Origin of the sequence: Catenulispora sp. GP43 (assembly GCF_041260665.1) — a bacterium.
Taxonomy (GTDB): domain Bacteria; phylum Actinomycetota; class Actinomycetes; order Streptomycetales; family Catenulisporaceae; genus Catenulispora.
The window spans coordinates 73186-96206 of the sequence record NZ_JBGCCT010000041.1 but is presented as its reverse complement, the minus strand read 5'-3'; the positions used below and the strand labels follow the sequence as shown (position 1 = coordinate 96206).

18 protein-coding genes are annotated in these 23021 nt (G+C 70.8%); 8 read left to right on the top strand and 10 right to left on the bottom strand.

Annotated elements, in window-relative coordinates; translation table 11 throughout:
• Positions 1-141: 141 nt before the first annotated feature.
• Entirely contained in the window at positions 142-1161 is a 1020-nt protein-coding gene (locus ABH926_RS47945) for a zinc-binding dehydrogenase (RefSeq protein WP_370374079.1), read from the bottom strand.
• Positions 1162-1276: 115 nt separating this feature from the next.
• Here ABH926_RS47945 and ABH926_RS47940 point away from each other — a divergent pair, with 115 nt between their 5' ends.
• A complete protein-coding gene (locus ABH926_RS47940) occupies positions 1277-1882 on the top strand; it encodes a TetR-like C-terminal domain-containing protein (RefSeq protein ID WP_370374078.1) in 606 nt (201 codons plus the stop codon).
• On the opposite strand, the gene ABH926_RS47935 is transcribed toward ABH926_RS47940, so the two are convergent.
• The 3 genes from ABH926_RS47935 to ABH926_RS47925 form a co-directional block, all read right to left on the bottom strand.
• Positions 1877-2752 (bottom strand): fructosamine kinase family protein, encoded by an 876-nt coding sequence (locus ABH926_RS47935; RefSeq protein WP_370374077.1) that lies wholly within the window; start codon positions 2750-2752, stop codon positions 1877-1879. The genes ABH926_RS47940 and ABH926_RS47935 overlap by 6 nt on opposite strands.
• Before the next feature lie 24 nt (positions 2753-2776).
• Entirely contained in the window at positions 2777-4483 is a 1707-nt protein-coding gene (locus ABH926_RS47930) for a sigma-70 family RNA polymerase sigma factor (RefSeq protein WP_370374076.1), read from the bottom strand.
• Positions 4484-4620: 137 nt separating this feature from the next.
• Complete coding sequence (locus tag ABH926_RS47925) at positions 4621-6558, bottom strand: glycoside hydrolase family 5 protein (protein WP_370374075.1); 1938 nt, start codon at positions 6556-6558, stop codon at positions 4621-4623.
• A 24-nt stretch (positions 6559-6582) separates the two neighbouring features.
• On the opposite strand from ABH926_RS47925, the gene ABH926_RS47920 reads away from it, so the two are divergent.
• The 7 genes from ABH926_RS47920 to htpX all read left to right on the top strand — a co-directional run bounded on the left by ABH926_RS47920 (position 6583) and on the right by htpX (position 16063).
• Positions 6583-8691: an alpha-galactosidase gene (locus ABH926_RS47920; protein WP_370374074.1), complete on the top strand. Its 2109-nt coding sequence runs from the start codon at positions 6583-6585 to the stop codon at positions 8689-8691.
• A gap of 95 nt (positions 8692-8786) precedes the next feature.
• Positions 8787-10817 carry a protease pro-enzyme activation domain-containing protein gene (locus tag ABH926_RS47915; RefSeq protein ID WP_370374073.1) on the top strand — a complete coding sequence of 677 codons (2031 nt, stop codon included), beginning with the start codon at positions 8787-8789 and terminating at the stop codon, positions 10815-10817.
• Between the two features lie 108 nt (positions 10818-10925).
• Positions 10926-12485, top strand: a complete 1560-nt coding sequence (locus ABH926_RS47910; RefSeq protein ID WP_370374072.1) for a S8 family serine peptidase — start codon at positions 10926-10928, stop codon at positions 12483-12485.
• A 71-nt stretch (positions 12486-12556) separates the two neighbouring features.
• Positions 12557-13048, top strand: a complete 492-nt coding sequence (locus ABH926_RS47905) for a YajQ family cyclic di-GMP-binding protein (RefSeq protein WP_370374071.1) — start codon at positions 12557-12559, stop codon at positions 13046-13048.
• A gap of 66 nt (positions 13049-13114) precedes the next feature.
• The gene (locus ABH926_RS47900) at positions 13115-14269 is read left to right on the top strand and encodes an outer membrane lipoprotein carrier protein LolA (protein WP_370374070.1); all 1155 of its coding nucleotides are present in this window, start codon (positions 13115-13117) and stop codon (positions 14267-14269) included.
• A gap of 52 nt (positions 14270-14321) precedes the next feature.
• Entirely contained in the window at positions 14322-15059 is a 738-nt protein-coding gene (locus ABH926_RS47895; RefSeq protein WP_370374069.1) for an ABC transporter permease subunit, read from the top strand.
• A gap of 122 nt (positions 15060-15181) precedes the next feature.
• Entirely contained in the window at positions 15182-16063 is an 882-nt protein-coding gene (gene htpX / locus ABH926_RS47890) for a zinc metalloprotease HtpX (protein WP_370374068.1), read from the top strand.
• A 9-nt stretch (positions 16064-16072) separates the two neighbouring features.
• On the opposite strand, the gene ABH926_RS47885 is transcribed toward htpX, so the two are convergent.
• The 6 genes from ABH926_RS47885 to ABH926_RS47860 are packed head-to-tail and all read right to left on the bottom strand — an operon-like array spanning position 16073 to position 22984.
• Entirely contained in the window at positions 16073-16747 is a 675-nt protein-coding gene (locus ABH926_RS47885) for a hypothetical protein (RefSeq protein WP_370374067.1), read from the bottom strand.
• Positions 16748-16780: 33 nt separating this feature from the next.
• Positions 16781-18298, bottom strand: a complete 1518-nt coding sequence (locus ABH926_RS47880; RefSeq protein WP_370374066.1) for an NADH-quinone oxidoreductase subunit N — start codon at positions 18296-18298, stop codon at positions 16781-16783.
• Between the two features lies 1 nt (position 18299).
• Positions 18300-19814: a NuoM family protein gene (locus ABH926_RS47875; RefSeq protein ID WP_370374065.1), complete on the bottom strand. Its 1515-nt coding sequence runs from the start codon at positions 19812-19814 to the stop codon at positions 18300-18302.
• An 8-nt stretch (positions 19815-19822) separates the two neighbouring features.
• Entirely contained in the window at positions 19823-21973 is a 2151-nt protein-coding gene (locus tag ABH926_RS47870) for an NADH-quinone oxidoreductase subunit L (protein WP_370374064.1), read from the bottom strand.
• The gene (gene nuoK / locus ABH926_RS47865; RefSeq protein ID WP_370374063.1) at positions 21970-22380 is read right to left on the bottom strand and encodes an NADH-quinone oxidoreductase subunit NuoK; all 411 of its coding nucleotides are present in this window, start codon (positions 22378-22380) and stop codon (positions 21970-21972) included. Before nuoK ends, ABH926_RS47870 begins: the two co-directional genes overlap by 4 nt.
• A 1-nt stretch (position 22381) precedes the next feature.
• A complete protein-coding gene (locus ABH926_RS47860; RefSeq protein WP_370374062.1) occupies positions 22382-22984 on the bottom strand; it encodes an NADH-quinone oxidoreductase subunit J in 603 nt (200 codons plus the stop codon).
• Positions 22985-23021 lie beyond the last annotated feature (37 nt).

Genomic DNA, 23021 nt, shown 5'->3' with positions numbered 1-23021 from the left:
GGCGAACAGTCTGCTTCCCGAAGTTCGAGGCCGCACCGGCCGGGCCGAATGTACTGACCTGGCCAGTTTATGGAGCGACCATCTACTGTGCCTCGCCAGAGAGCACCTGACGGCGTTTCCTTATGACCTCTTTAGAGAGTTCTACCCACCGGGGCGCAGCACGATCCGAATGGGATCCCCGACCTTCTTCTCCAGCCGCTCGACCGCCTCGACGGCCTCCTCCAGCCCCATGACCCCGGAGATCGACCGCGCGAAGTCCAGCCGCCCGGCGGCCTCCAGCCGGATCAACTGCCCGACCGCCTCCTGCGGCGAACCGTAGTGGCCCAACAACTGGAACTGCGCGGACTGGAACTTGGTGCTGTTCTCGATCGTGATCGGCTGGCCGCTCAGGCCGACCAGCACCAGCTTCCCGCCCGGCGCCAGCACCTTCAGCGCCTGCTCCCGCACCGGCGTCACCCCGGCGAAGTCGAACGCGAACTCCAGCCCGGCGCCGCCGGTCGCGTCGCGGATCGCGGCCCGCAGGTCCGGGTCGGCGGAGTCCAGCGCCAGGTCCGCGCCGAAAGCCAGGGCACGCTCCCGGGCGGCCGGCGAGGGGTCGATCGCGATGATCGGGCAGGCGCCGATCGCGCGCAGCAGTTGGACGCCGTGCGCGCCGAGCCCGCCGATGCCCCACACGCCGACCGACTGTGCCGGGCCGACGTGCGCGGTCGTGGTGATCGCGCCCCACGGCGTCGACACCGCGTCCGGGATGATCGCGCCCTGCTCGAAGGGGATGGCGTCCGGCAGCGCGACCAGCGTGTCCTGGCGCGCGAGCGCGTACTCGGCCCAGCCGCCGTCGTAGTCGACGCCGCGGGTCCACACCTGGCCGTCGCGGATCTCGCCGGCCTGCAGCACCACGCGGTCGCCCGGCTTCCAGGCGGTGACCGCCGGCCCGACCTCGGCGACCGTGCCGGCGGTCTCGTGCCCGAGGGTGACGGTGTCGCCGACCAGCAGCCGGGGCTTGGCGAAGTAGCCGCGGACCAGGTGGACGTCCGACAGGCAGACGCCCGCCGCCTCGACCTTGACCAGCACCTCGCCGGTCCCCGGCGCCGGCTTCTCGACGTCCTCGACGCTCAGCGTCCCGGTGGACAGGTTCAGACGTGCGGCACGCATGGTCGCCATGGCCCGCTCCTCTCATATTGCAAGTCGCCTCGCTTTGGAAGCTACGCCCCATCGCGAGCTAATGCAAGATCGCTCGCATTGCGCCCGGATCGGCAGGGGGTTAGCGTCGAGTGCCGTGAGCCCGCAGGAGAACCCCGACCAGCCGCCGAAGGCGCCGCCGCTGCGCCGCCGAGGCGAACCGATGCGCCGTGCGGTCTTCGCGGTGGTGGTGCGGCTGCTGACCGAGCAGGGCCCGCAAGCGGTGACGATGGCCGGCGTCGCGGCGGCGGCCGGCGTCCACGAGAGCTCGCTGTACCGGCAGTTCGGCACGCCGGAGAAGCTGATCTACGAGGCCGCCACCCAATACTCCGACGAAGCCCTGCCGCCCCAGCCGGCCGGCGACGACATCGCCGAGGACCTGCGCTCGACCATGCGGGCCCTGATCGATTACCTGAACACGCCGCAGGGCTCGGCCTTGGTCCGGCTCAGCGCCCTGTCGGTGTCGCCGGAGTTCGATCAGGAGCGCACCGCGTACTGGCACAACCGGTGGGACCGGTCGGCGGACATCGTGCGGCACGGGATCGAAACCGGCCAGCTGCGCGCGGACACCGATCCGACGCTCGTGGTCGACGCCATCGCCGGTCCGGTATTGGCCCGGCTGGCCTTGTTCAACGAGGTGATGCGGATGGACGACGCCATGCGGTTGGTGGATCAGGTACTACGCGGGATCCGGGCGCTATGAGAAGCGCTTGATCACTTCGCGGATACCCGTCACCGCTTTGTCGTTCGCCCCGAAGTGCGCGATCATGCACAACCACTCGCGGAGGTTCAGCACCGCCATCCGCTCGCGCCACTCCCCCACCGACGGACGCACCTCGTAGTACGCGGCGAAGAACTCCTCCGGCACACCGCCGGTGCAGTACATCATGCTCACGTCGATCTCAGGCCAGCCGTAGTAGACGGCCGGGTCGATGAAGACCGGCGCGTCGTCGAAGGTCGCGATGATGTTCGCGCGCCACAGGTCGCCGTGGAGCAAGGCCGCGGGAGCCGCCGGCAACAGACTGGGAAGGCGCTCGCATATGCGCTCCAGCCCTTGTAGATCCTCGGTTCCGAGGGCCGCTTCCACCTTCGGCTCACGCAAGTAGCGCAGGACCCGGTGCTCGGCGAAGAACCGGTGGCCGTCCTCGTCCCAGGAGTTCTCCTGCGGCAGGAGGCCCAGCATGCCGTCGGAGTGCCAGCCATGACGGTCCGACCCGTGGCTGTGCAGCGCGGCGATGGCGCGGCCGGCGGCTTCCCAGAACTGCGGGGTGTCGGGGAGTTCGGACTTCAGGGCCTCCAGGACCAGCGACTTGGGGCCGACGTGCAGGATCTCGGGAGTGGGCAGTCCGCCGATGTCCCGCAGCGCCGACAGGCTTTCGGCCTCCTGTCCGAAAAAACCGTCGGGCACCGAGCGGCCGCCTTTCACCACCGCCTCGCGGCCTTCGGACAACGCGACCCGCCAGGCGGTGTGGGCCATGCCTCCGGTCAGAGGCTCTCGCCGGAGGGCTTGAACGCCTGGCGGGAGCAGCTCATCGGTCCACTGGTCGCCGGCATCGGTCTCGTCGGTCCGCATCGGCCAAGACTCCCAGGACTTTGCTCAGTCCGAGAAATCCTGCGTCATCCAGACCGTGCCGCTGCTGTCCCGGAACACCGATATCCCGATGTGGTGGTAGCTGGTGCTCAGGATGTTGCGACGGTGGCCGTCGTCCGGCGGCTGCTCGGCGAGCATGCTGTTGGTCAGGCCGACCGCCATGGAGGCGATGGCGGAGTTCGTGTCCGACACCGGACCGCCGTCGCCGATGTTCTCGCCGGCCGCGGACCACGACACGCCCGCGGCGGTCTCGCGGTCGCCGAGCGCCGGCTCCCCCGGGCACTGGTGGGACAGGCCGCAGCCCGACGCCATGACCGAGGTGTGGGCTGCCGCGCTCTTGTTCAAGCCGGCGCTGACGGTCAGCGGCGGCAGGCCCTGGCCGGCGCGGGCCTGGTTGATCACGGCCAGCACCTGGCTGGCCGGGTCGGACAGGGACGAGCCGGCCGGGGCCGACGAGGAGGACGGCTTACTGCTCGAGGTGTTGGAACTCTGCGACAAGGACGAGCTGGCCGCGGACTGCGAGGGGGGCTTCATCGTGCTCTTCGAAGTGCTCGGGACCGACTTGGCGGAGTCGGAGCGGGGCGAGGGCGAGACCGAGGAGGTCGATCCGGCTACCGAGCTTACGGAACCCGAGGGCGTCGGGCTGGCAGCGGCCCCCGAGGAGGAGCTTCCGTCGCCGGCGTTGAGCGAAGTGGAGGTGCTGCCGGGCCCGGAATCGGCCTTGGAGTCGGTGGCCCCGGTCGTCACCACCACGGCGCCGATGATCGCCCCGGTCGCGGCCAGGGCGACGGCTGCCTTCGCGGCGAAGTGCGTGGCGGCGGAGCGGGCACCGGCCCTGGGTATTCGGCGGTGCGAGGTGGACAGCCCCGGTCCGTGACCGCCCGACGGCGGCAGCTGCGCGGTTGCCGCGCCGGGGTGGAAGGCGGAGGGCACCGCGCGGTGGACGGCCTCGGCCAGGCCGAACGGCAGCGGGATCAGCGGCAGGCGGACCAGCAGACGCTCGGCCGGGACAAAGTCCGTCGCCAGCCCCGCGCACGTCGGGCACTGGCGCACGTGCCGCGCGAACCGCTTGCGCCACAAGGGCTCGGGGCGGCCGTGCCAGTTCATGGCGAGGTCGGAGAGCTCCAGGCAGATCGGGACGGCGCACAGCGCGCGCACCACCGCCCGCGACGTCTCCAGTTGCCCCTTCATCCGCGCGATCCGCACGGTGACGTGATGCGGCTCCAGGCCGAGCGCGCTGACCAGGTCCCCGCGCGTCAGATGCCCCGCCTCGACGAGCCACCACAGCGAGAGCAGCTCCCGGTCGTCGTCGTCCAGCCACGCCGTGGCCATCGCGACCTCGCGCCGCTGCCCGGTCAGGCCGAGCTCGGTGAGCGTCAGATCCGCGAAGTCCGCCCCCGGATCGGCCAACTCCGGCGCCTCGTCCAGCGGCCGCGGCCGGCCGTGGTAGGCCCGCACATGGTCGCGCACCTGGTTCATCGCCACCGCGACCAGCCACGACCGGAACACCCGCGGGTCGCGCAGCGTCGGCAGGCTCCGCACGACGCGCAGCATGGTCTCCTGCACGACGTCGTCGACATCGGCCGCCACCGGAAGCGCACGCCCCACGATGTTGTAGACCAGCGGCAGATAGTCGGAGACCAGACGCTCCAAGGCGGCCGGGTCCCCGGCCGCCGCCGCTGACACCAGATTCGCGTCAGTTTCCGTCACCATCTTCAGGCCTCCCACACCCGAGCTGTTTTGTTCGGACGTAGGGGGAGACCCTAGTCGAGGGCGGGAGTCACAAAAATATTCGTGATTGTGTTCACGTCCCAAACGGGGTGATTCCGGCCGAAGGAGCACACCTCAGTTCAGATCAGCGGCCGGCACAACAGCGCATCCGGAACGCCACCTTCGGCCCACTGGTAGGTGTACGCCACGCCGGCGACGTACTCGTTGTCGGCGCATTGTCCCTTGTAGGAGCCCGGCGCCCAGTCGGAAGCCGTGGAGCCGCCGCCGGCGGGACGGTTGTCGCCCTTGTTGAACCAGACGGTGTGGCCGGTCGTGGGCAAAGACTTGGCTACGGGAGCGCAAAGAAGCGCTTCCATGGAGTTGTTGTGGACGCTGTAGCCGACGGCGAAGGTGTTGTCCGGGCACTGGAGTTTGCTATAGCCGGGTGCCCAGTCGCCTTCGGTCACGTAGTTCTCGTTGGTGACCACGGTCCAGGACGCGGGAGACGCGGCACTCTTAGCCGGCTCTGCGTTGTCCGTGCACAGGCCTCGGCTGCTGCCGCGGCCGAGGCCGGCCATGCGCTCGGTGTCCGGGCAGTCGCCCTTGCGGTTGCCGGAGGACCAGTCGGGCTGCGCCAGCATGGCCGCCGAGACGTCGTAGTCGGCGTGGTCCAGGTCGAGCATGTTCCAGTGGGGTGAGGCGGGGATCGGGCCGGTGACGGCCGGGGTCGCGGTCAGCTTCTGCCAGTCGGCCAGGCGCCAGTCGCCGGGGGCGGTGATGCTGGTGCGGTTGCCGGCGGCGTCGTAGGAGAGCAGGGCCCAGTTGTCCTGGAGGGTTCCGTCGGGGGCCGTGTAGCCGATGAGGGGCCAGATGGCGAAGTCGGTGTCGTTCGCGGCCAGGATGTTCGTGAAGTTGTCGAACCAGGCTTGCTCCTTGGTGTCGGTCGAGCCGCGGCCGGCCGCGCCGAACTCGCTCACCCAGACCGGGGCCGTGAAGTGCTGGCCGGATTGGGTGACGAACAGGGCTTCCTGGTTCACCACCGAGGCGAGCTGGTCCGGGGTGAAGTCCTCGTAGCGGGGGTCGCTGGTGGCGCCGGCCGAACCGGCGGCGGCGCCGGAGTTGTTCGGGCCGGTGTAGCTGTAGAAGTGCGCCGAGTACACCAGCTTGTTCGAGGCGATCAGGGTGTTGGAGAGGTTCGCGACCGGGGTGAGCATCGGACGGCCGTGGGAGAAGCCGGCCGCCGGGATGCCGTACCAGTTGATGCCCTCCATGATGATCAGCATGTCCGGGTCCGCGGCCAGGATCTGGTTGCCCGCCTCCTCGAAGGCCGCGTACTCGTCGTGGGCGTCGTACAAGCCCCAGTTCGGGTCGTCCCACGTGTCGCGCCGGACCTCGTTGCGCAGGTCCGCGCCGACTACGCGCTTGTTCGCCTTGTACCGGTTCACCATGAACAGCCAGTCGGACTCCCACTGCTGCGTGGTCTGCCCGCTGTTCCAGCGCTCGTTGCCGTCCAGACCGCAGCACCAGCGGTAGCTCGTGGTGTGGTTGTTCAGGATCACCGCGAAGCCGTCGTTCGTCAGGGCGCTGACGACGGCGTCGTACACCTGCAGCGGCGTCAGCCCGCGCAGCTGCGGATTGGCGGCGACCGCGGCGTCCGGGACCGTCGTGGTGTCGTGGATCATCGCGTCGGCGAACGGCAGCCGGATGGTGTTGATGCCCAGGCTGTGGAAGTCGGACAGGATCTGCGGGATCGGGGCACGGTCCAGGGCCAGGGGCACGTCATAGGACACCTCGCCGGCGTGGTTCTGCGCCGGGTCGGTCGTGGAGCCGCTGCCCAGCCAGTGCCCCTGCGCGCCGTCCCAGTTGCCGCCGATCAGCTTGAAGCGGTTCCCGTTCGCGTCGACGACATAGCGCCCGCTGGTGCTCAGCGGACCGGTCCAGGACGCGGAGAGCGAGGACGCGGTATTGGCGGTGGGCGCGTTCGCCGCCGACGCCGTCGGCGCGGCGTGCGCCGAACCCGGCAGGAGCAGGGCGGATGTCATCAGCGCGAGCGCGGTGATCACCGTACGGACTCTCATGTACTCCCCTTTTAGGATGCCGCTATGAACGCCCACGACCACGAATCCGTGTCCGTCGATGCCGAGCGCGGCTTGATTGTCCTGCGGACACCGAAATCGGTCTATACGCTTCGGATCGGCGACGACGGCAGCCCGCGCCACGTCTACTGGGGCGCGCCGCTGGACGCGACCCGGCTGCGCGAGTGGCGCTCACCGGCCGAGAGCAGCTTCGAGGCCGACGCGGCGCCGGACGAGCTGCCGATCGAGACCGGGGCGCGCTTCGGCCCGGCCGCGCTGCGCGTGCGCTTCGCAGACGGCGTGCGCGGAGCGCAGTGGCGATACGCGGGCCACGAGATCGAAGACAGGGTTCTGCGGATCAGGCTCGAGGACCGCGTCTACCCGCTGGCGTGCGACCTCCTCTACCGCGTCCGGCCCGACAGCGACGTCATCGAGCGCTGGACGGAGATCGAGCACACAGGCCCCGCCGACGCCGAACCGATCGTCCTCGAACGCGCCGACAGCGCGTCCTGGACCCTCCCGAAGCAGCCCGACTACCGCCTCACCCACCTCGCCGGCGGCTGGGCCAGCGAGACACAGCTCCAGCGCGACCGCCTGCCGGTCGCCGAGACCGTCCTGGTCTCCCGGCGCGGGATGACCAGCCACCACGCGAACCCGTGGCTGGCCCTGGACGCCGGCACCGCGACCGAGACCTCCGGGCAGGTCTGGAGCGCGGCGTTGGCGTGGAGCGGGAGCTGGCGGATCGCCGTGCACCGCGATCCCGTCGGGCGCGTGACGTTCACCGGCGGCTACGGCCACGAGGCCCAAAGCTTCCGCATCGGGCCGGCCGAGCGCATCCGGACCCCGGTCTTCGCAGGGCTCTACACCGCCGACGGCTTCGGCGGCGCGAGCCGCGCATGGCACGAGTACGTCCGCGACCACGTCCTGCCGCATCCGGACGAGGACCGGCCGGTCCTCTACAACTCCTGGGAGGCCATGGGCTTCGATCTCACCGAGGCCGGCCAGAAGGCGCTGGCCGGCCTGGCGGCCCGCACCGGCGTCGAGCTGTTCGTGGTGGACGACGGCTGGTTCGGCGCACGCCGCGACGACCACGCGGGCCTCGGCGACTGGACGCCCCACCCCGGCGCGTTCCCCGACGGCCTGAAGCCGCTCGCCGACGAAGTACACCGGCTGGGGATGCGGTTCGGGCTCTGGGTGGAACCGGAGATGGTGAACGCCGACAGCGACCTGTTCCGGGCCCATCCGGACTGGGTCGTGCACGCGCCGACCCGCCAGGCCACGGAGCTGCGGAACCAGCTGATGCTGAACCTGGCGCGCGCCGACGTGGCCGACTGGGTCCACGCCACCCTGGACCGGTTGGTCCGCGAGCACGGCGTCGACTTCCTCAAGTGGGACATGAACCGGCCGGTGACCGACGCCGGGTGGCCGGGGTCGCCGGACCCGGACCGGATGTGGGCCGTGGCGGTCCAGAACGTCTACGCCGTCATCGACCGGCTGCGCGAGAGCCATCCCGGGCTGCGGATCGAGGGCTGCGCGGGCGGCGGCGGACGGCTGGACCTGGGCATGCTGGCGCGCGTGGACCAGGTGTGGGCCTCGGACAACACCGATCCCGTGGACCGCATCGGGATCCAGGCCGGCTTCGGGCAGGTCTACCCGGCCGCGGCGATGGCGGCCTGGGCCTCCGACAGCCCGAACCCGATCACGTTCCGGGAGACGCCGCTGCGGTTCCGGTTCCACGTGGCGATGGCCGGCGCGCTCGGCATCGGCGGGAACCTGACCGCGTGGTCGGAGGAGGAACTGGCGGAGGCGGCCGCTCTGGTGGCCGAGTACAAGGAGGTGCGGCCGCTCGTCCAGCGGGGCATCGCGCACCGCCTGCAGACCCCTGACGGCGTCACCGGGGTGCACTACGCGGCCCCGGACGACTCGGAGCACGCGGTACTCGTTTGGCGGCCCACGATGCGCTTCGCGCACGAGCCGTCGCCGTTCCGGCTGCCGGGGCTGCGGGCCGGATCGCGGTACCAGGACCTGTTCTGGGGCGTCACATATTCAGGCGATGTACTGCGGGAACACGGTCTGGAACCCGGGCTTCCGTCCGGGGACTATGCCAGCCGCCTGATACGCCTGCGCAGGCAGTAAAACGGATGAGGGTATTGCCACACTCTTGAATCACCCGACATGAACTCGTTCGTGCCGGATAACACCGGTTCATGTTTCGATACCTGGGATGTGCGATGGCGGTCGCGTTGCTGGCCGCCGGGACGGCCGACGCCGCGGCCGGCGGGACGGCGGGGCCGCAGGAGCGCGGCGGGCCGGTGAGCGTGCGGATCGGGCTCGCGGGGCGGGATCCGGCGGGCCTGGAGGCGTTCGCGCGGGCCGTGTCCACTCCCGGCAGCCCGCAGTACGGCCACTTCCTGACGCCCGCCCAGGCCCAGGCCCGCTTTGGGGCGACGGACGCGCAGCTGCGGTCGGTCCGGAAGTGGCTGCGCGCCTCCGGGCTGCGCGTGACGAAGCAGGGCGCGCACTGGATCGACGCGACCGGCAGTGCGACGGCCACGCGCAACGCGTTCGGCGCGGGGATGCGGACCCTGACGGCGCCGGCCGACGTGACGCACGCGGTGGCGAACGTGGCGCGGATCGGCCAGACGCAGGAGCAGGGGATGCGGGAGGGGGCAACCGCGGCGATCACGGCTCGGCGGGGGATGAGCGTTCATCCGGTGGGCGTAAACACCCTCGGGTACGCCCAGACCGCACCAGCCACCTCCGCACCGGGCGCCTCCGCCCCGATTCACTCCACCGGAGTACGCCTGCCCGCCGACCTGCCCGAACACCCCGACGTCGTTCACTCCCGCGGAGCAACGGCGACGTCCCGGTCCCGGGATGCTCTGCCGTCCTGCTCCCCGAGCTGGGGCGCGCTCACCGCGGACCCGAGCCTGCCGCCCGGCTACAGCTCCCCGGAGCCGATCGACGTCTGCGGCTACGTCCCCAGCCAGCTCCGCACTGCTTACGGCGTCAACGCCTCCGGCCTGAACGGCGCCGGCGTCACCGTGGCGGTCGTCGACGCCTACGGCTCCTCGACGATGCTCACCGACGCGAACCGCTTCGCGCAGGGACACGGCGACCAGCCGTTCGCGGGGAACCAGTACCTTGAGTCGGTCACCCCGAGTCAGTGGACGCACACCACCGACGGCGTCTGCCAGAGCCCCGGCGACTGGTCCGGCGAGGAGGCCCTGGACGTCGAGACCGTCCACGGGATGGCGTCCGGCGCGACGGTGCACTACTTCGGCGCGAACTCCTGTGCGGACCAGGACATCAACGCCACGTTGGCGAACATCGTCGACACCCACGCCGCGGACATCGTCTCCTCCTCCTTCGGCGAGACCATGCACCGCCTGTCCGGCGACATCGACCCGGCCCTGATCTCGCAGGCCACGCAGGTCTTCCAGTACGCCGCGAGCGAGGGCATCGGGCTCTACTTCGCGACCGGCGACTGCGGCGACGACTCGGACCGCACCGGGCCGGGCTGCGACCCGCAGTCGGCGCGGGCACAGACCGAGTGGCCGGTGTCCTCGCCCTGGGTGACCGGGGTCGGCGGGACGGCGCTGGCGCTCGGCCCCGGCGCGAACCCGCTGTGGCAGGCCTCGATGGGCGACCGGCGCTCGGCGCTGTCCGACGACGGCAGGAGCTGGGTCCCGTTCCCCGGCGGCTTCTACTTCGGCGGGGGCGGCGGGACCAGCGAGGACTTCCAGCAGCCCGGCTATCAGCAGGGCGTGGTCCCCGACGCCCTCGCCCGCACACTCGGGACCGGGAAGAAGGCCGCCGGGCCGATGCGCACGCTGCCGGACGTCGCGATGGACGGCGATCTGCTGACCGCCGTGCAGGTCGGCGTCACCGACCCGGCCACCGGCCAGTACGGCGAGACCCCGGTCGGCGGCACCTCGGCCGCGGCGCCGATGTTCGCCGCCACGCAGGCGGACGGGCAGCAGGCGCAGGCGGCCGGCGGCGGCAAGCCGATCGGCTTCGCGAACCCGGACCTCTACAAGCGCGCGACGGCCGCCACCTTCACCGACGTCGTGGCCCACCCGGCCGGGGCGCCCGCGGACATCTCGACCGTCCTGGACCTCGGCGCCGACGCCCAGGGCCGGCGCCAGGTCCGGTTGTTCGAGCTCGGCCGCGACCAGGGCCTGGCCGCGGCCGCCGGCTACGACCTCGCGACAGGGCTCGGATCCCCCCGGGAGGAGTATCTGAACTCGTTCAAGCACTAGAAGTCAGGACGCGCGGTCACCCTTTCGGGGCGGCCGCGCATCCTCCCAACCTCCCGACGGTACGAAGCGGACATACGTACCGATTCGGGAGGGTTTATGTTCGGTCGCTTGGTCCGTCGCTCCACTTGGGCCGCCTCGCTGGCCACCGCCGCGCTGATAGCCGTGTCGCAGGGCGCTGTTTCGGAGACGTCGTCCGCGCCCGCGACCCCTCAGCACATAGCCCGCCATCTGGCGATGCACACGAACCACATCCAGCTGACCGACGGCGACACCGACACCATCGGTCCGCAGAAGTGCTCCGGCTACTACGGCGAGCACACCGCCAGGACCGTCCCGAACGCGTTCGGCGGCCGCAATCCCTTAGCCGTCTGCGGCTACACCCCCGAGCAGCTCCGCGACGCCTACGGCGTCACGCAGTCGCTCAAGCGCGGCAAGGGCGTCACCGTCGCGATCGTCGACGCCTACGCCTCCCCCACGATGCTCGCCGACGCGAACCGCTACGCGATGAACCACGACGAGCGCCTCCTGAGGCCGGGGCAGTACCGGGAGGTCACTCCGCCGGCGTACCACCACCTGACCGACGGCGAATGCGAGACGCCGTCGTCGTGGGCGGTCGAGGAGGCGCTGGACGTGGAGGCCGTGCACGCCATGGCCCCGCAGGCGGACATCGTCTACGTCGCCGCCGCATCCTGCGACGACACCGATCTGATGGCCGCGTTGCAGTCGGTCGTCGACGGCCGCCTGGCGACCATCGTCTCCAACTCCTGGGGCGGCATCCCGCACAGCACCTACGGCGACGAGGACGCCGCGACGATGGCGGGGTACTCGGCCCTGTTCCAACGAGGCGGGCAGCAGGGCATCAGCTTCCTGTTCGCGACCGGGGACTGCGGCGCCGAGGACCCGTCGGCGCAGTGCGCGACCGGTTCAGCGCGGCCGCAGACGGAGTACCCGGCCGAGGACCCGTGGGTGACCGCGGTCGGCGGGACCAGCCTGGCCATCGGGTCGTGGGACCAGTACGTCGGGGAGGTCGGCTGGGGCGACCGGCGTTCGTCGCTGGCGCCGGACGGGAGCACGTGGGCGCCGGCGGCGGGGAACGGCCAGTGGCGCTTCGGGAGCGGCGGCGGAACGAGCGAAGACATTCCGCAGCCCGACTATCAGGCCGCGGTCGTCCCTCCGGCGCTGGCCACGACCCAGCTGGACGGCAAGCCGGCGGCGCAGCCGATGCGCGTGGTCCCGGACGTGGCGATGGACGCCGATCCGGTGACCGGCTTCCTGACCGGGGTCACGCAGAAGCTGCCGAACGGCTCGGTCGGCTACGCCGAGTCGACGATCGGCGGCACCTCGCTGGCCACCCCGCTGTTCGCGGGCGTGATGGCCGACGCCGAACAGGCCGCGGGTCATCCATTCGGCTTCCTGAACCCGGCGCTGTACGGCCTGGCCGCCACGGGAGCGTTCCACGACGTCGGCCCGCTCACCCTCGGCGCGGACTCGCCGCGCCCCGGCACGCCGCCGGCCACCGTCGTCGACCTGGGCGTGGACGGCAAGGGGGTACACCAGGCACGGCTGTACCAGTTGGGGGACGACGGCCTGCTTTCCACCGGTGTCGGATACGACGATGTGACCGGTCTGGGTTCGCCTTCTCGGTCCTACTTGCGGTCGTGGAGGTGAGGACGCGTCTAGGATCGTTCAGCGCGGCGCACGTGGACCGCCGGAAGAGCTGAAGAGAAGAGGACCGGACTGTGGCTTCGGAGTCGTCGTTCGACGTGGTGAGCAAGGTCGAGAGGCAGGAGGTCGACAACGCGCTGAACCAGGCGTCGAAGGAGATCGCCCAGCGCTTCGACTTCCGCGGGGTGGACGCCGAGATCCGGTGGTCCGGCGAGGGCATCGAGATGAGGGCGAACTCCGAGGAGCGGGTCGCCGCGGTGCTGGACGTGTTCAAGGACAAGCTGATCAAGCGCAAGATCTCGCTGAAGGTGCTGGACGCCGGCGAGCCCCGGGTGTCGGGCAAGGAGTACCGGATCAGCGCCTCCATCCAGGAGGGCATCTCCTCGGAGAACGCTAAGAAGATCTCCAAGCTGATCCGCGACGAGGCGCCCAAGAGCGTCAAGGCGCAGATCATCGGCGAGGAGCTGCGGGTCTCCTCGAAGTCGCGCGACGACCTGCAGGCCACGCAGTCACTGCTGAAGGAGCAGGACTACGACTTCGCGATCCAGTTCACCAACTACCGGTGAGGCGGACCGCGCCGGCGCGGCAGGCGTCCCGGGCCTAGCCCGGGGACACAGCCGATGCGCCGGCGCATGCTGACCCCGCTCGTGGCGGCGGCCGCGGTGATGGCCGTCGCCACGGTCTCGCACGGCCTGGCGGCGGCGGATCCTCCGCGTTTGCCGGGGATATCCCCGTTGTCGCTGATCAAGAAGATCGGGAAGCCGCAGACGCAGGCGGTGTCCGGGACCGTGAAGCTGTCGGTCGACATAGGGCTGCCGCGCCTGCCGAAGCTGGGCAGCGACGGCGGGGCGGATCCGGTACGGCTGCTGTCCGGGGTCCACCTGCTCCGGGTGGCCACCGACGCCTCCGGCCCGGAAGCACGCGAGCGGGTCGCTGTGCAGGACACGCTGTCGGAGTACGACCTGTTCCGCGACGGCAGCGAACTGTGGATGTGGGACTCCTCGCACCAGACGGCGCGCCACGGGTCGGTCAACGCGCTGACCTCCGCGTTGCTGGCGTTCGCCTCGCCCGCCGATCTGGCGAAGACGTTCACCGGGCCGTCGGCGGTGCAGACGCTGTTGTTCGACACGGCCTACTCGACGCGGGAGACGACGCGGGTCGCCGGCCGGGACTGCTATGTCCTGCGGATCACGCCGCATTCGGACGGGACCACGATCGGGTCGGTGCGGGTCGCGGTGGACGCGGCGACCGGGGTGCCGCTGAGCGTCGCGGTGTATCCGACCGGATCGTCGAGTCCTGCGATCCAGGCCGAGTTCGAGTCGGTGGCCTTCTCCGCCGATCCGGCCGAACTGCGGTTCACGCCGCCGCCGGGCGCGAAGGTGGTCGAGGAGCCCACGCCGGATCTGCCGGCGAACCCGGTGCACGGCGCCGGGAAGGACTGGACCGCCGCGGTGGCGGTCGGCGGCGTCGATCCGCGGAAACTGATCGCGGGGCTCGGGACTCCGCACGACGCTCCGGCGCCGGAGGGACCCGCCGCGGTACTGGCCGCGTTGGCCGGGACCCCGGGGACGCCGGTGCAGAGCTACCTGCGGATGATGATGGCCGCAGGGGAGAAGACGCCGGTCGGACTGGTGTGGAGCAGCCGGCTGGTGAGCCTGGTGTTCACACCGGATCAGCGGTTGTTCGTGGCGTTCGCGACGCCGCAGTCGCTGGAGGCGACGGTCGCGGGAGCGCCGGCCGCGCCTGGGAAATCGACGACGGACGCGGAGGTGGGGAGCCATTCCTAGCATCGAGCTGGCCCTGACCTTCCGGCGCCGTCGCAACCTCCTGATCCTCCTGGTGCTCGCGCTGGTGCCGGTGCTGGTCGGGGTGTCGGTCAAGGTGTCCGGGATCGGCACCGGGAGCGGCACGGGGATGCTGAACCAGGTGGCCGGCAACGGCCTGTTCCTGGTGTTCGCCTCGCTCGCGCTGACCGTGCCGCTGTTCCTGCCGGTGGCCGTCGGCGTGGTCGCCGCGGACCAGGTCGCCGGGGACGCCGCCGACGGGACGCTGCGGACCGTGCTGGCCTGGCCGGTCGGCCGGACCCGGCTGCTGGCCGCCAAGCTGCTGGCGGCGGTCGTCTACGCGGTGGCGGCGACGTGCACGGTGGCGCTGTCGGCGCTGGCCACCGGCAGCATGCTGTTCCCGATGCGGGCCGTCACGCTGCTCAGCGGCACGACGATCCCGCTGTCGGCGGCCTTCGGGCGGGCGCTGCTCATCGCCGGGGTCGTGACCTGCTGCATGGCCGGGGTCGCGGTCCTCGGGCTGACCATCTCCACGCTCACCGACTCCCCCGCCACCGCGCTGGCCGGCACCATCGGACTGATCGTGGCCGCCGAGATCGCCGGCTCGATCCCGCAGCTGGCCGCGCTGCAGCCCTGGCTGTTCTCCTTCGACTGGCTGGCCTTCGCCGACCTCTTACGGACCCCCGTGTACTGGGGCACCATCTCCCACAGCCTGTGGCTCCAGGCGGGCTACGCACTGGTCGCGCTCAGCCTGGCCTGGGCCCGCTTCACCTCCCGGGATCTGGCGGTTTAGACCACCCGAACCCCTCGCGCCTCACCCGCCCGGCCCACACCCCCGGGAACCCCGGAGATCTTCACCTACGTTGGACCGAAGGGGGAAGGGCAAGGAACGCACGCAAACGGGCAAGGACGTCGATGACATCCACCACGCATCTCCATGGCCGCCACAACGCCGTGAAAACCGCGGCGCTGATGGGGCTGCTGTCGGCGATCATCATCGGCATCGGCAGCTTCTGGGGGCGCACCGGGGTCACCATCGCCCTGCTCATCGCGGTCGGCACCAACGCCTACGCCTACTGGAACAGCGACAAGATGGCGCTGCGCTCCATGCGCGCCCAGCCGGTCAGCGAGGTGGAGCAGCCGGCGATGTACCGCATCGTGCGCGAGCTGTCGACGCAGTCCCGCCAGCCGATGCCCCGTTTGTACATCTCCCACACCGACGCCCCGAACGCCTTCGCCACCGGCCGCAACCCCCAGCACGCGGCCGTGTGCTGCACCACCGGCATCCTGGACCTGCTGAACGAGCGCGAACTGCGCGGCGTCCTGGGCCACGAGTTGTCGCACGTCTACAACCGCGACATCCTCATCGCCTCCATCGCCGGCGCCCTGGCCAGCGTGATCATGTGGCTGGTGAACCTGGCCTGGCTGATCCCGATCGGCCGCTCGGAGGACGACGAGGGCCCCGGCCTGGTCGGCATGATCGCCATCATGTTCCTGGGCCCGCTGGCCGCCTCGATGATCCAGCTGGCCATCGGCCGCTCCCGCGAGTACCAGGCCGACGCCTCCGGCTCCCGCCTCACCAACGACCCGCTGGCCCTGGCCTCGGCGCTGGTCAAGCTGGAGCGCGGGACCCAGGCCCGGCCGCTGGCCCCGGAGCCGGAGCTGATGACCACCAGTTCGATGATGATCGCGAACCCGTTCCAGGGCGCCGGGATGTCGCGGCTGTTCTCGACGCACCCGCCGATTCCGGACCGGGTACGCCGGTTGGAGCAGATCGCCGGGGAGAGTCTGCGGTAAAGCCGGTCGCTACCAGATCGCGAAGCAGACAGCCACGATCCCCAAAAGCAGCAGGTGGAGCATCACGCCCACGAAGAGCGCGGCGAGCACCCATATGAGCGCATCGCCCCACTCCAGGCCCTGAGGAACGCCGCGGATCCATCGCGCGAGCATGCGAACGACCATTCCCTCGGCCAATGCCGTTTCCAGCGCCACCACGAGCCAGAACGCCATCGTCGCGGCCGCCCCGAGCCCGTCGGGCAGGGAGACGTCGCCATCGCTGTTCATGCGTCCGAGTAGGGTCGCCCCGGCTTTGTGGGTGATGTCGTCGGTCACCTTGTACATGCGGGGGGCCGCCGAGTCGCCGACGGCGGACGCCCCCTGGAGCGCGAACGTGCCGGTACAGGTGTAGGTGGAGTTGTCGTCGTCGTCCTTCTGCTGATCGCCGCAGGAGACGACCGTGAACACGCCCCGGCCGGCTCCGAGGCCACGGATCGTCTCAGCCGAATGCCAGCCTCGCAGGCACAGCATCACCGGGACCACGGCGCCGGCTATGAACCCGATGACCAGGACTGCGATCGCGGTTTCGGCGCGCCACCGCTTCCAGAAGGACTCGGGTTCGGGCCCGCTCTCCGACGCCGAGGGCACCGCATCCTGCTGGGGCGGCACTGTCTCCTCGCCCCAGCCGACCACACCGTCCCGCATGGCCTCCCCCGCCCGTTTCGCAGAACCTTGAGTTCAGAACGCTCCCAGCGCCGACTGCGGCCACACCGAGAACAGCACCGCCGCCACCACCGTGATCCCGATCGCGAACCGCAGCGTCGCCGGCGAGCGCCCGACCGAGGCCGTGGCCTCGCCGGGCGCGGCGAACAGGCTCGCGGTCCAGCTCAGGTAGTAGTACAGCGCGATCACCACGTTCACCGCCATCACCACCGCGAGCCAGACCAGGTGCGAGCCGGCCGCGGCGCCGAAGACGGCGACCTTCGCGAACAGCCCCATCAGGCCCGGGGGGAGCCCGGCGAGGCAGAGCAGGAAGAACGCCAGCGCGGCGGAGGCCAGCGGCCGCGTCTTGGCCAGGCCGCGGTACGCCTCCAGGCTGGTGTCGTGCACCGAGTGCACCACGGCGAACGCACCGAGGTTCATCGCGGCGTACATGATGATGTACGCGATCGAGGCGTTGACGTGCTTCGCGTACGACACCGGGTCGTGCGCGGCGAGCGGCACCAGGATGTAGCCGGCCTGGCCGATCGTGGACCACGCCAGCAGCCGCACCGCGTCCCGCTGCCGCAGCGCCACCAGGTTGCCCAGCGACATGGTCAGCGCGGCCAGCACCGCGAGCAGCGGGCCGGTCTTGTCCAGCAGGGGGCTGAAAGCCGTGCCGGTCAACAGGATCAGCCCTGCGAAGCCCGCCGCCTTCGACACCACCGACAGGTACGCCGCGATCGGGACCGGCGCGCCGGCATAGGTGTCCGGCGTCCAGAAATGGAACGGCACCGCCGACACCTTGAACCCGAAGCCGACCAGCGTCATCCCGACACCGAGGTAGGCCAGGTGCCGGATCGGCCCGTTGGACGATGCGGCCAGCGCGTGCAGGTGCAGGGCGACCGGCCCGAAGTGCACGTTCCCGGTGGCCCCGTAGACCAGGCTGATCCCGAACAGCATCACCGCCGTCGAGGCCACCGACACCAGGAAGAACTTCAGCGCCGCCTCGGAGGACCTTCCGCTCCAGCGCTTCAACCCGACGAGCGCGAACGCCGGCAGGGACACGGTCTCCAGCGCGACGGTCAGCGTGATCAGGTCCCGCGACGCCGCGAGGACCAGCGCCCCGGCCACCGAGGACAACAGCAGGAAGTGGTACTCCCCCGTCGGGATCCGGTCCCGCTTCATCGATCCGGCGGACATCAGGACCACGACGAACGCCCCGGCCAGCGCGATGAACTGGAAGATCAGCGTGAACCGGTCCGCGACATAAGAGCACGTACTCGGCAGCGTGCGCGGCTCGCCCATCCCGAGCGAGTAGAGACTGGCGGCGCTCTGCGGCATGCAGAACGTCCCGACCGTCCGCCCCGGCCACAAAGCGATGTCCGGCGCCGCGGCCCCGGCCAGCACCAGCAGCGACAGCCACGACACCAGCTGCTTGCGCCTCGGCGGCAGGAAGACCTCCGCCACCAGGACCGCCACGGCCCCGGCCGCGACGATCAGCGGCGCGGCGATCTGGGCGTACGAGACGTTTTGGACGAGGGAGGAGATCGTCACGTCAGACTCCCTTCATCAGGACTTGGACAGCCGGATTGGTGACGCCCAACAGCAACGCCGGCCACAGCCCCGCGAGCAGCGTCAGCAGAACCAGCGGCGACCACGTCGCGGTCTCCACCGCGGTCAGCTCGGTCACCGGCTCCTCGCTCGGCGTCGCGGCCGGGCCCATGCACACCCGCCGCACCACGGCCAGCAGATAGGTCGCGGTCAACACGAGCCCGAGCGCCGCGATCGAGGCCATCGCGATGTAAGAACCCTGCCGCAACCCGGACCCCGGCTTGGTCGCCGAGAACAGCGCGAGCACCTCGCCCCAGAACCCGGCGAGCCCCGGCAGCCCCAGCGAGGCCATGGCCGCGAAGGCGATCAGCACGCCGTACCTCGGGGCCCGCCGGTACAGCGCCCGCCCGATGTCGTCGAGCTTCGCCGAGTGCACCCGCACCTTGAGCCCGCCGACCAGGAAGAACAGCAGCCCGGTGATCAGACCGTGGGCCACCGAGGCGAACAGCGCCGCGTTCATCCCGACGGGGGTCAGCGAGCCGATCGCGAGCAGCACGAAGCCCATGTGGCCGATCGAGGAGTACGCGATGAGCCGCTTCAGGTCCCCGTCAGGCTTGCGCGCGATCGACAGGCACGCCAGCGACCCGTAGATGATGCCCACGACGCCGAACGCCGCCAGCGCCGGTGCGTATGTCGGCGCGGCCTGCGGCAGGATCGGCACCGCGATGCGGATGAAGCCGTACGTGCCCATCTTCAGCAGGACCCCGGCCAGCAGCACGGATCCGGTGGTCGGCGCGGCCGTGTGGGCGTCGGGAAGCCAGGTGTGCAGCGGGAACATCGGCGTCTTCACCGCGAACCCGAGCGCGATCAGCGCGAAGGCGGTCAGGGCGGCGCCCTTGGGCACGTCGCTCCGGGCGTGGGCGGTGAGCCAGGCGATGTCGAAGCTGTCCGCGTAGGCGAAGACGACCAGGAACCCGACGACCATCACCGCGGAGCCGAGCAGCGTGTACAGGATGAACTTGTTCGCCGCCGCCTTCGCCCCGTCGCCGCCCCAGTAGGCGATCAGCGCCCACATCGGCATCAGGACGATCTCGAAGAAGACGAAGAACAGGATCAGGTCCACGGCCAGGAACGTCCCCAGCATGCCGATCTCGAGGAGCAGCAGCAGGGCGACGTAAGACCTCTGACTTCCACCGTCGGGCATGTGCCGGATCGAGTAGAAGAAGCACAGGGCCGACAGCAGCGCGGTGAGCAGGACCAACGGCAACGAGATGCCGTCGATACCGAGGTGGAACCGGACGTGCAGCGCGGGGATCCAGTTCCAGTCGACGGTCCCCTGGTATCCGGTCTTCGAATAGTTGAAGACACAGGCCAGCGCGGCGGCGAGTACCAGGACCGCGCCGCCGGCGTAGAACCCCAGGCGAGTCGCGGCTCGTTCGGCGACGGCCTTCGGTAGAAGGTAGAGCGCTGCGATACCGGCCAGCGGGACGAGCAGCATCGCCAGCAGAAGGGCGTTCATCGCTTTCCCTACCTTCCGAATCCGAGGGCGGCGGCGATGACGACGACTCCGGTCAGCACCCCGGTCAGGTAGAGCTGGACGTTGCCGGTCTGGAGCCGGCGCAGACCCTCGCCGAGCAGCCGGGCGGCGGCGCCGCTCCCCCGGACGTAGCCGTCCACGACCTCGGTGTCCAGGAAGCCGACCGCGTCGGCGGCGGCCTGCACCGGACGGACCACGATCGCGTCCTGGAGGTCGTCGGCGCGGAAGCCCAGGAAGGCGGGCTTGCGCAGGAAACCCAGGACGTGGTTCGGGTCCGTGCCCGGTTTCGCGCGGACGGCGGCCAGGACCAGGACGACGCCGAGCGCCAGGGCGGCCACCGCCAGGATCGTCGACACCAGCGCGGGGGCCAGGTGGTAGGCGTCGGCGGGCTGGATGAGCTTGCCGGCGCTGGCCGCCGAGGGGCGGTAGGCGCCGCCGTTCGCGTCGCCGAGCCAGGACGGGAACCAGCCGAGGTTAAGGCCGACGAAGCCGAACACCGTGGTGACCGCGGCGAGCACGACCAGCGGGAGAAGCTCGGCGCGGGGAGCCTCGGGACCGGTTCTCGCTTTCGCCGCCGCCTTTTCCGCGGCCTCGGTCTCCTCGCGCATCGACTCCGCGACGAGGGCTTCCAGCGCCCACTCGCTGGCCGCGGCGACCTCCGCGGCCGTCGGGGTCTCGGCCTCGCCGGCCGGCTCCGGGGCCTTCGGCGTCTTCGGCGTCTTCGGCTGGCGCTGCGTGATCTCCACCGCCGAACGGAACCAGCCGCGCTCCAGCGGGCCGAAGAGCATCCACCAGGTGCGCGTGGCATAGGCGGCGGTGAGGAAGCCGGTCAGCAGCGTCGCGGCGAAGACCAGCCAGCCGATGCCCGCGGCCGGGGTGATGCCCAGGAGCGACTTTGTCGGGCCGCTGTGCGTCGCCGTTTCGTAGGCCACGCCCGCGATCGACTCCTTGGAGAAGAACCCTGAGAAGGGCGGGACGCCGGCCAGGGCGGCGAGGCCGATCGTCATGGTGAGGCACGTGAGCGGCAGTTTGCGGCGCAGATCCTGGGTGTTGAGCTCGTCCACGTCGCCGGTGCCGGCCTTGTGGATGATCACGCCGGCGCCGAGGAACAGCAAGGCCTTGAACGCGCCGTGGGACATCAGGTGGAACACGGCCGCGTCCCGGCCGCCGGCCGCCAGCGCCCCGACCATCAGCGCCAGCTGGCTGACGGTGGAGTAGGCCAGGATGCGCTTGAGGTCGCGTTGGGCGAACGCGGACACCGCGGCGCTCACGGCGGTGATCGCCGCGGTGATGGCGAGGATCCACAACGCGGCCGGCGTCACCAGGAACACCGGGTACAGGCGCGCCACGACGTAGACGCCGGCGGCGACCATGGTGGCCGCGTGGATCAGGGCACTGATGGGGGTCGGGCCGGCCATCGCGTCCGGGAGCCAGGTCTGCAGCGGGAGCTGCGCACTCTTGCCCATCACGCCGCCGATCAGCAGGATCGCACCGGCGGCGGTGTAGCCGTGGCCGCCCTGCTGGATCGCGTGCTGAAGGATCGGCTGGATGCGGAACGAGCCCGCGCCGTGCGCCAGGAACAGGATGCCCAGCAGGAAGGGGGCGTCGCCGAACTTGGTGACCAGGAACGCCTTGATGCTGGCGCTGCGGGCCTCGGGACGCTCCCAGTGGTGGCCGATGAGGAAGTAGGAGCAGGCGCCCATGACCTCCCAGCCGACGAGCAGGACCATCAGGTCGGTGGAGTAGACGACGACCAGCATCGCGCCGGTGAACAGCGAGATGAGGGCGGAGTAGGAGGTGTAGCGCTCCTCGTGGGCCATGTAGCTGACCGAGTAGAGCTGGACCGCGGTGGCCACCACACCGACCAGGACCGCGATCAGCGCGGCCAGGCCGTCGACGCGGGCGCCGAGCCAGATCTCGGGGCCGCCGGTCGCGGCGTAGCGGACCTGGGACTCGGTGGCGGCGGAAGTGCCGTGGCCGAACAGGACCACGAAGGTGAGGACGGCCGCGGCGGCGATCGGGAGGACCGCCAGGGCCGGGACCGCCGCGCGGGCGCGGCCGGACAGCGAGACCGCCGCGAGGGCCGCGGCGGAGAGCAGGGGGAGGATCGGGATCCAGAGAGCCAGGGTGCTGATACTCATTTGGTCACCGCCTTCGGGGCGGAGGTGGGGCCGGCGCCGGCGCCCCGCGCTGCACCTGCGCCGTCCGCCTGCTGCGGGATCCGGCGCATGCCCAGCGCGCCGTCCTCGCCGAGTTCGCGGGCGTCGTCGATGGCCGCGGTACCGCGGTTGCGGTACAGCAGCAGGACGATCGCCAGGCCCAGGCCGGTCTCGGCGGCGGCGACGGTGATCAGGAAGATGGTGAAGACCTGGCCCATGCCGTACTGGTCGCGCAGGAGGCTGGAGAAGGTGACGAGGTTGAGGTTGACGGCGTTGAGCAGGAGCTCGATCGCCATGAGGACGGCCACCGCGTTGCGGCGGGCCAGGACGCCGTAGACGCCGACCGCGAAGAGGAGGGCGGCGAGGGTGAGGGGGTAGATGGCGTGCATGTCAGGCTTCGGCCTCCGTCACGGTATCGGCGCCGGAGTCGGCAACAGCATCGGCGTAGCCCTCGGCGTCCGCGGACACATCGCGCCGGGACAGCACGATCGCCCCGACCAGCGCCGCGAGCAGGAGCACGGACAGCAGCTCGAAGGGCAGCACCCAGTAGCGGAACAGGCTGGACCCGACGGCCTTGGCAGTCCCGTTGACGACCGCCTGCCGCGGATCGAACCACATGGTCCGCACCGCATCACCGACGACACTGACCAGCACCCCGGCCGTCGCGAGCCCCACCACCGCCGCGGCCCACCGATTGCCGGAATCCAGCTCGGTGGTCCGCCCGATCGGCGCCCGCGTCAACATCAGCCCGAACAACAACAGCACGGCCACCGCACCGACATAGATGAGCACCTGCACCCACGCCACGAACTCGGCGGCGAGCAGCAGATAGCAGCCGGCAAGCCCCCCGAGCGCCACAACGAGCCAGAGCGCGGCGTGCACGAGGTTGCGCACGGTCACGGTCAGCACGGCGGCACCGAAGGTCAGCAACCCGACCAGGATGAAGGTGATCTCGACCCCGGTGGTGGACCCGATCGCCCGCGTGGCGGTCATCCGGCGGCCTCCGGCGAGTCGGGGCCGGAGGCACCGT

Bases quoted from the DNA above. Each gene is read 5' to 3' on its own strand.
- ABH926_RS47885 (WP_370374067.1), bottom strand. From the start codon at position 16,747: ATGCGGGACGGTGTGGTCGGCTGGGGCGAGGAGACAGTGCCGCCCCAG.
- htpX (WP_370374068.1), top strand. From the start codon at position 15,182: ATGACATCCACCACGCATCTCCATGGCCGCCACAACGCCGTGAAAACC.
- ABH926_RS47925 (WP_370374075.1), bottom strand. From the start codon at position 6,558: ATGAGAGTCCGTACGGTGATCACCGCGCTCGCGCTGATGACATCCGCC.
- ABH926_RS47930 (WP_370374076.1), bottom strand. From the start codon at position 4,483: ATGGTGACGGAAACTGACGCGAATCTGGTGTCAGCGGCGGCGGCCGGG.
- ABH926_RS47920 (WP_370374074.1), top strand. From the start codon at position 6,583: ATGAACGCCCACGACCACGAATCCGTGTCCGTCGATGCCGAGCGCGGC.
- ABH926_RS47945 (WP_370374079.1), bottom strand. From the start codon at position 1,161: ATGGCGACCATGCGTGCCGCACGTCTGAACCTGTCCACCGGGACGCTG.
- nuoK (WP_370374063.1), bottom strand. From the start codon at position 22,380: ATGCACGCCATCTACCCCCTCACCCTCGCCGCCCTCCTCTTCGCGGTC.
- ABH926_RS47875 (WP_370374065.1), bottom strand. From the start codon at position 19,814: ATGAACGCCCTTCTGCTGGCGATGCTGCTCGTCCCGCTGGCCGGTATC.
- ABH926_RS47870 (WP_370374064.1), bottom strand. From the start codon at position 21,973: ATGAGTATCAGCACCCTGGCTCTCTGGATCCCGATCCTCCCCCTGCTC.
- ABH926_RS47935 (WP_370374077.1), bottom strand. From the start codon at position 2,752: ATGCGGACCGACGAGACCGATGCCGGCGACCAGTGGACCGATGAGCTG.
- ABH926_RS47900 (WP_370374070.1), top strand. From the start codon at position 13,115: ATGCTGACCCCGCTCGTGGCGGCGGCCGCGGTGATGGCCGTCGCCACG.
- ABH926_RS47915 (WP_370374073.1), top strand. From the start codon at position 8,787: ATGGCGGTCGCGTTGCTGGCCGCCGGGACGGCCGACGCCGCGGCCGGC.
- ABH926_RS47860 (WP_370374062.1), bottom strand. From the start codon at position 22,984: ATGACCGCCACGCGGGCGATCGGGTCCACCACCGGGGTCGAGATCACC.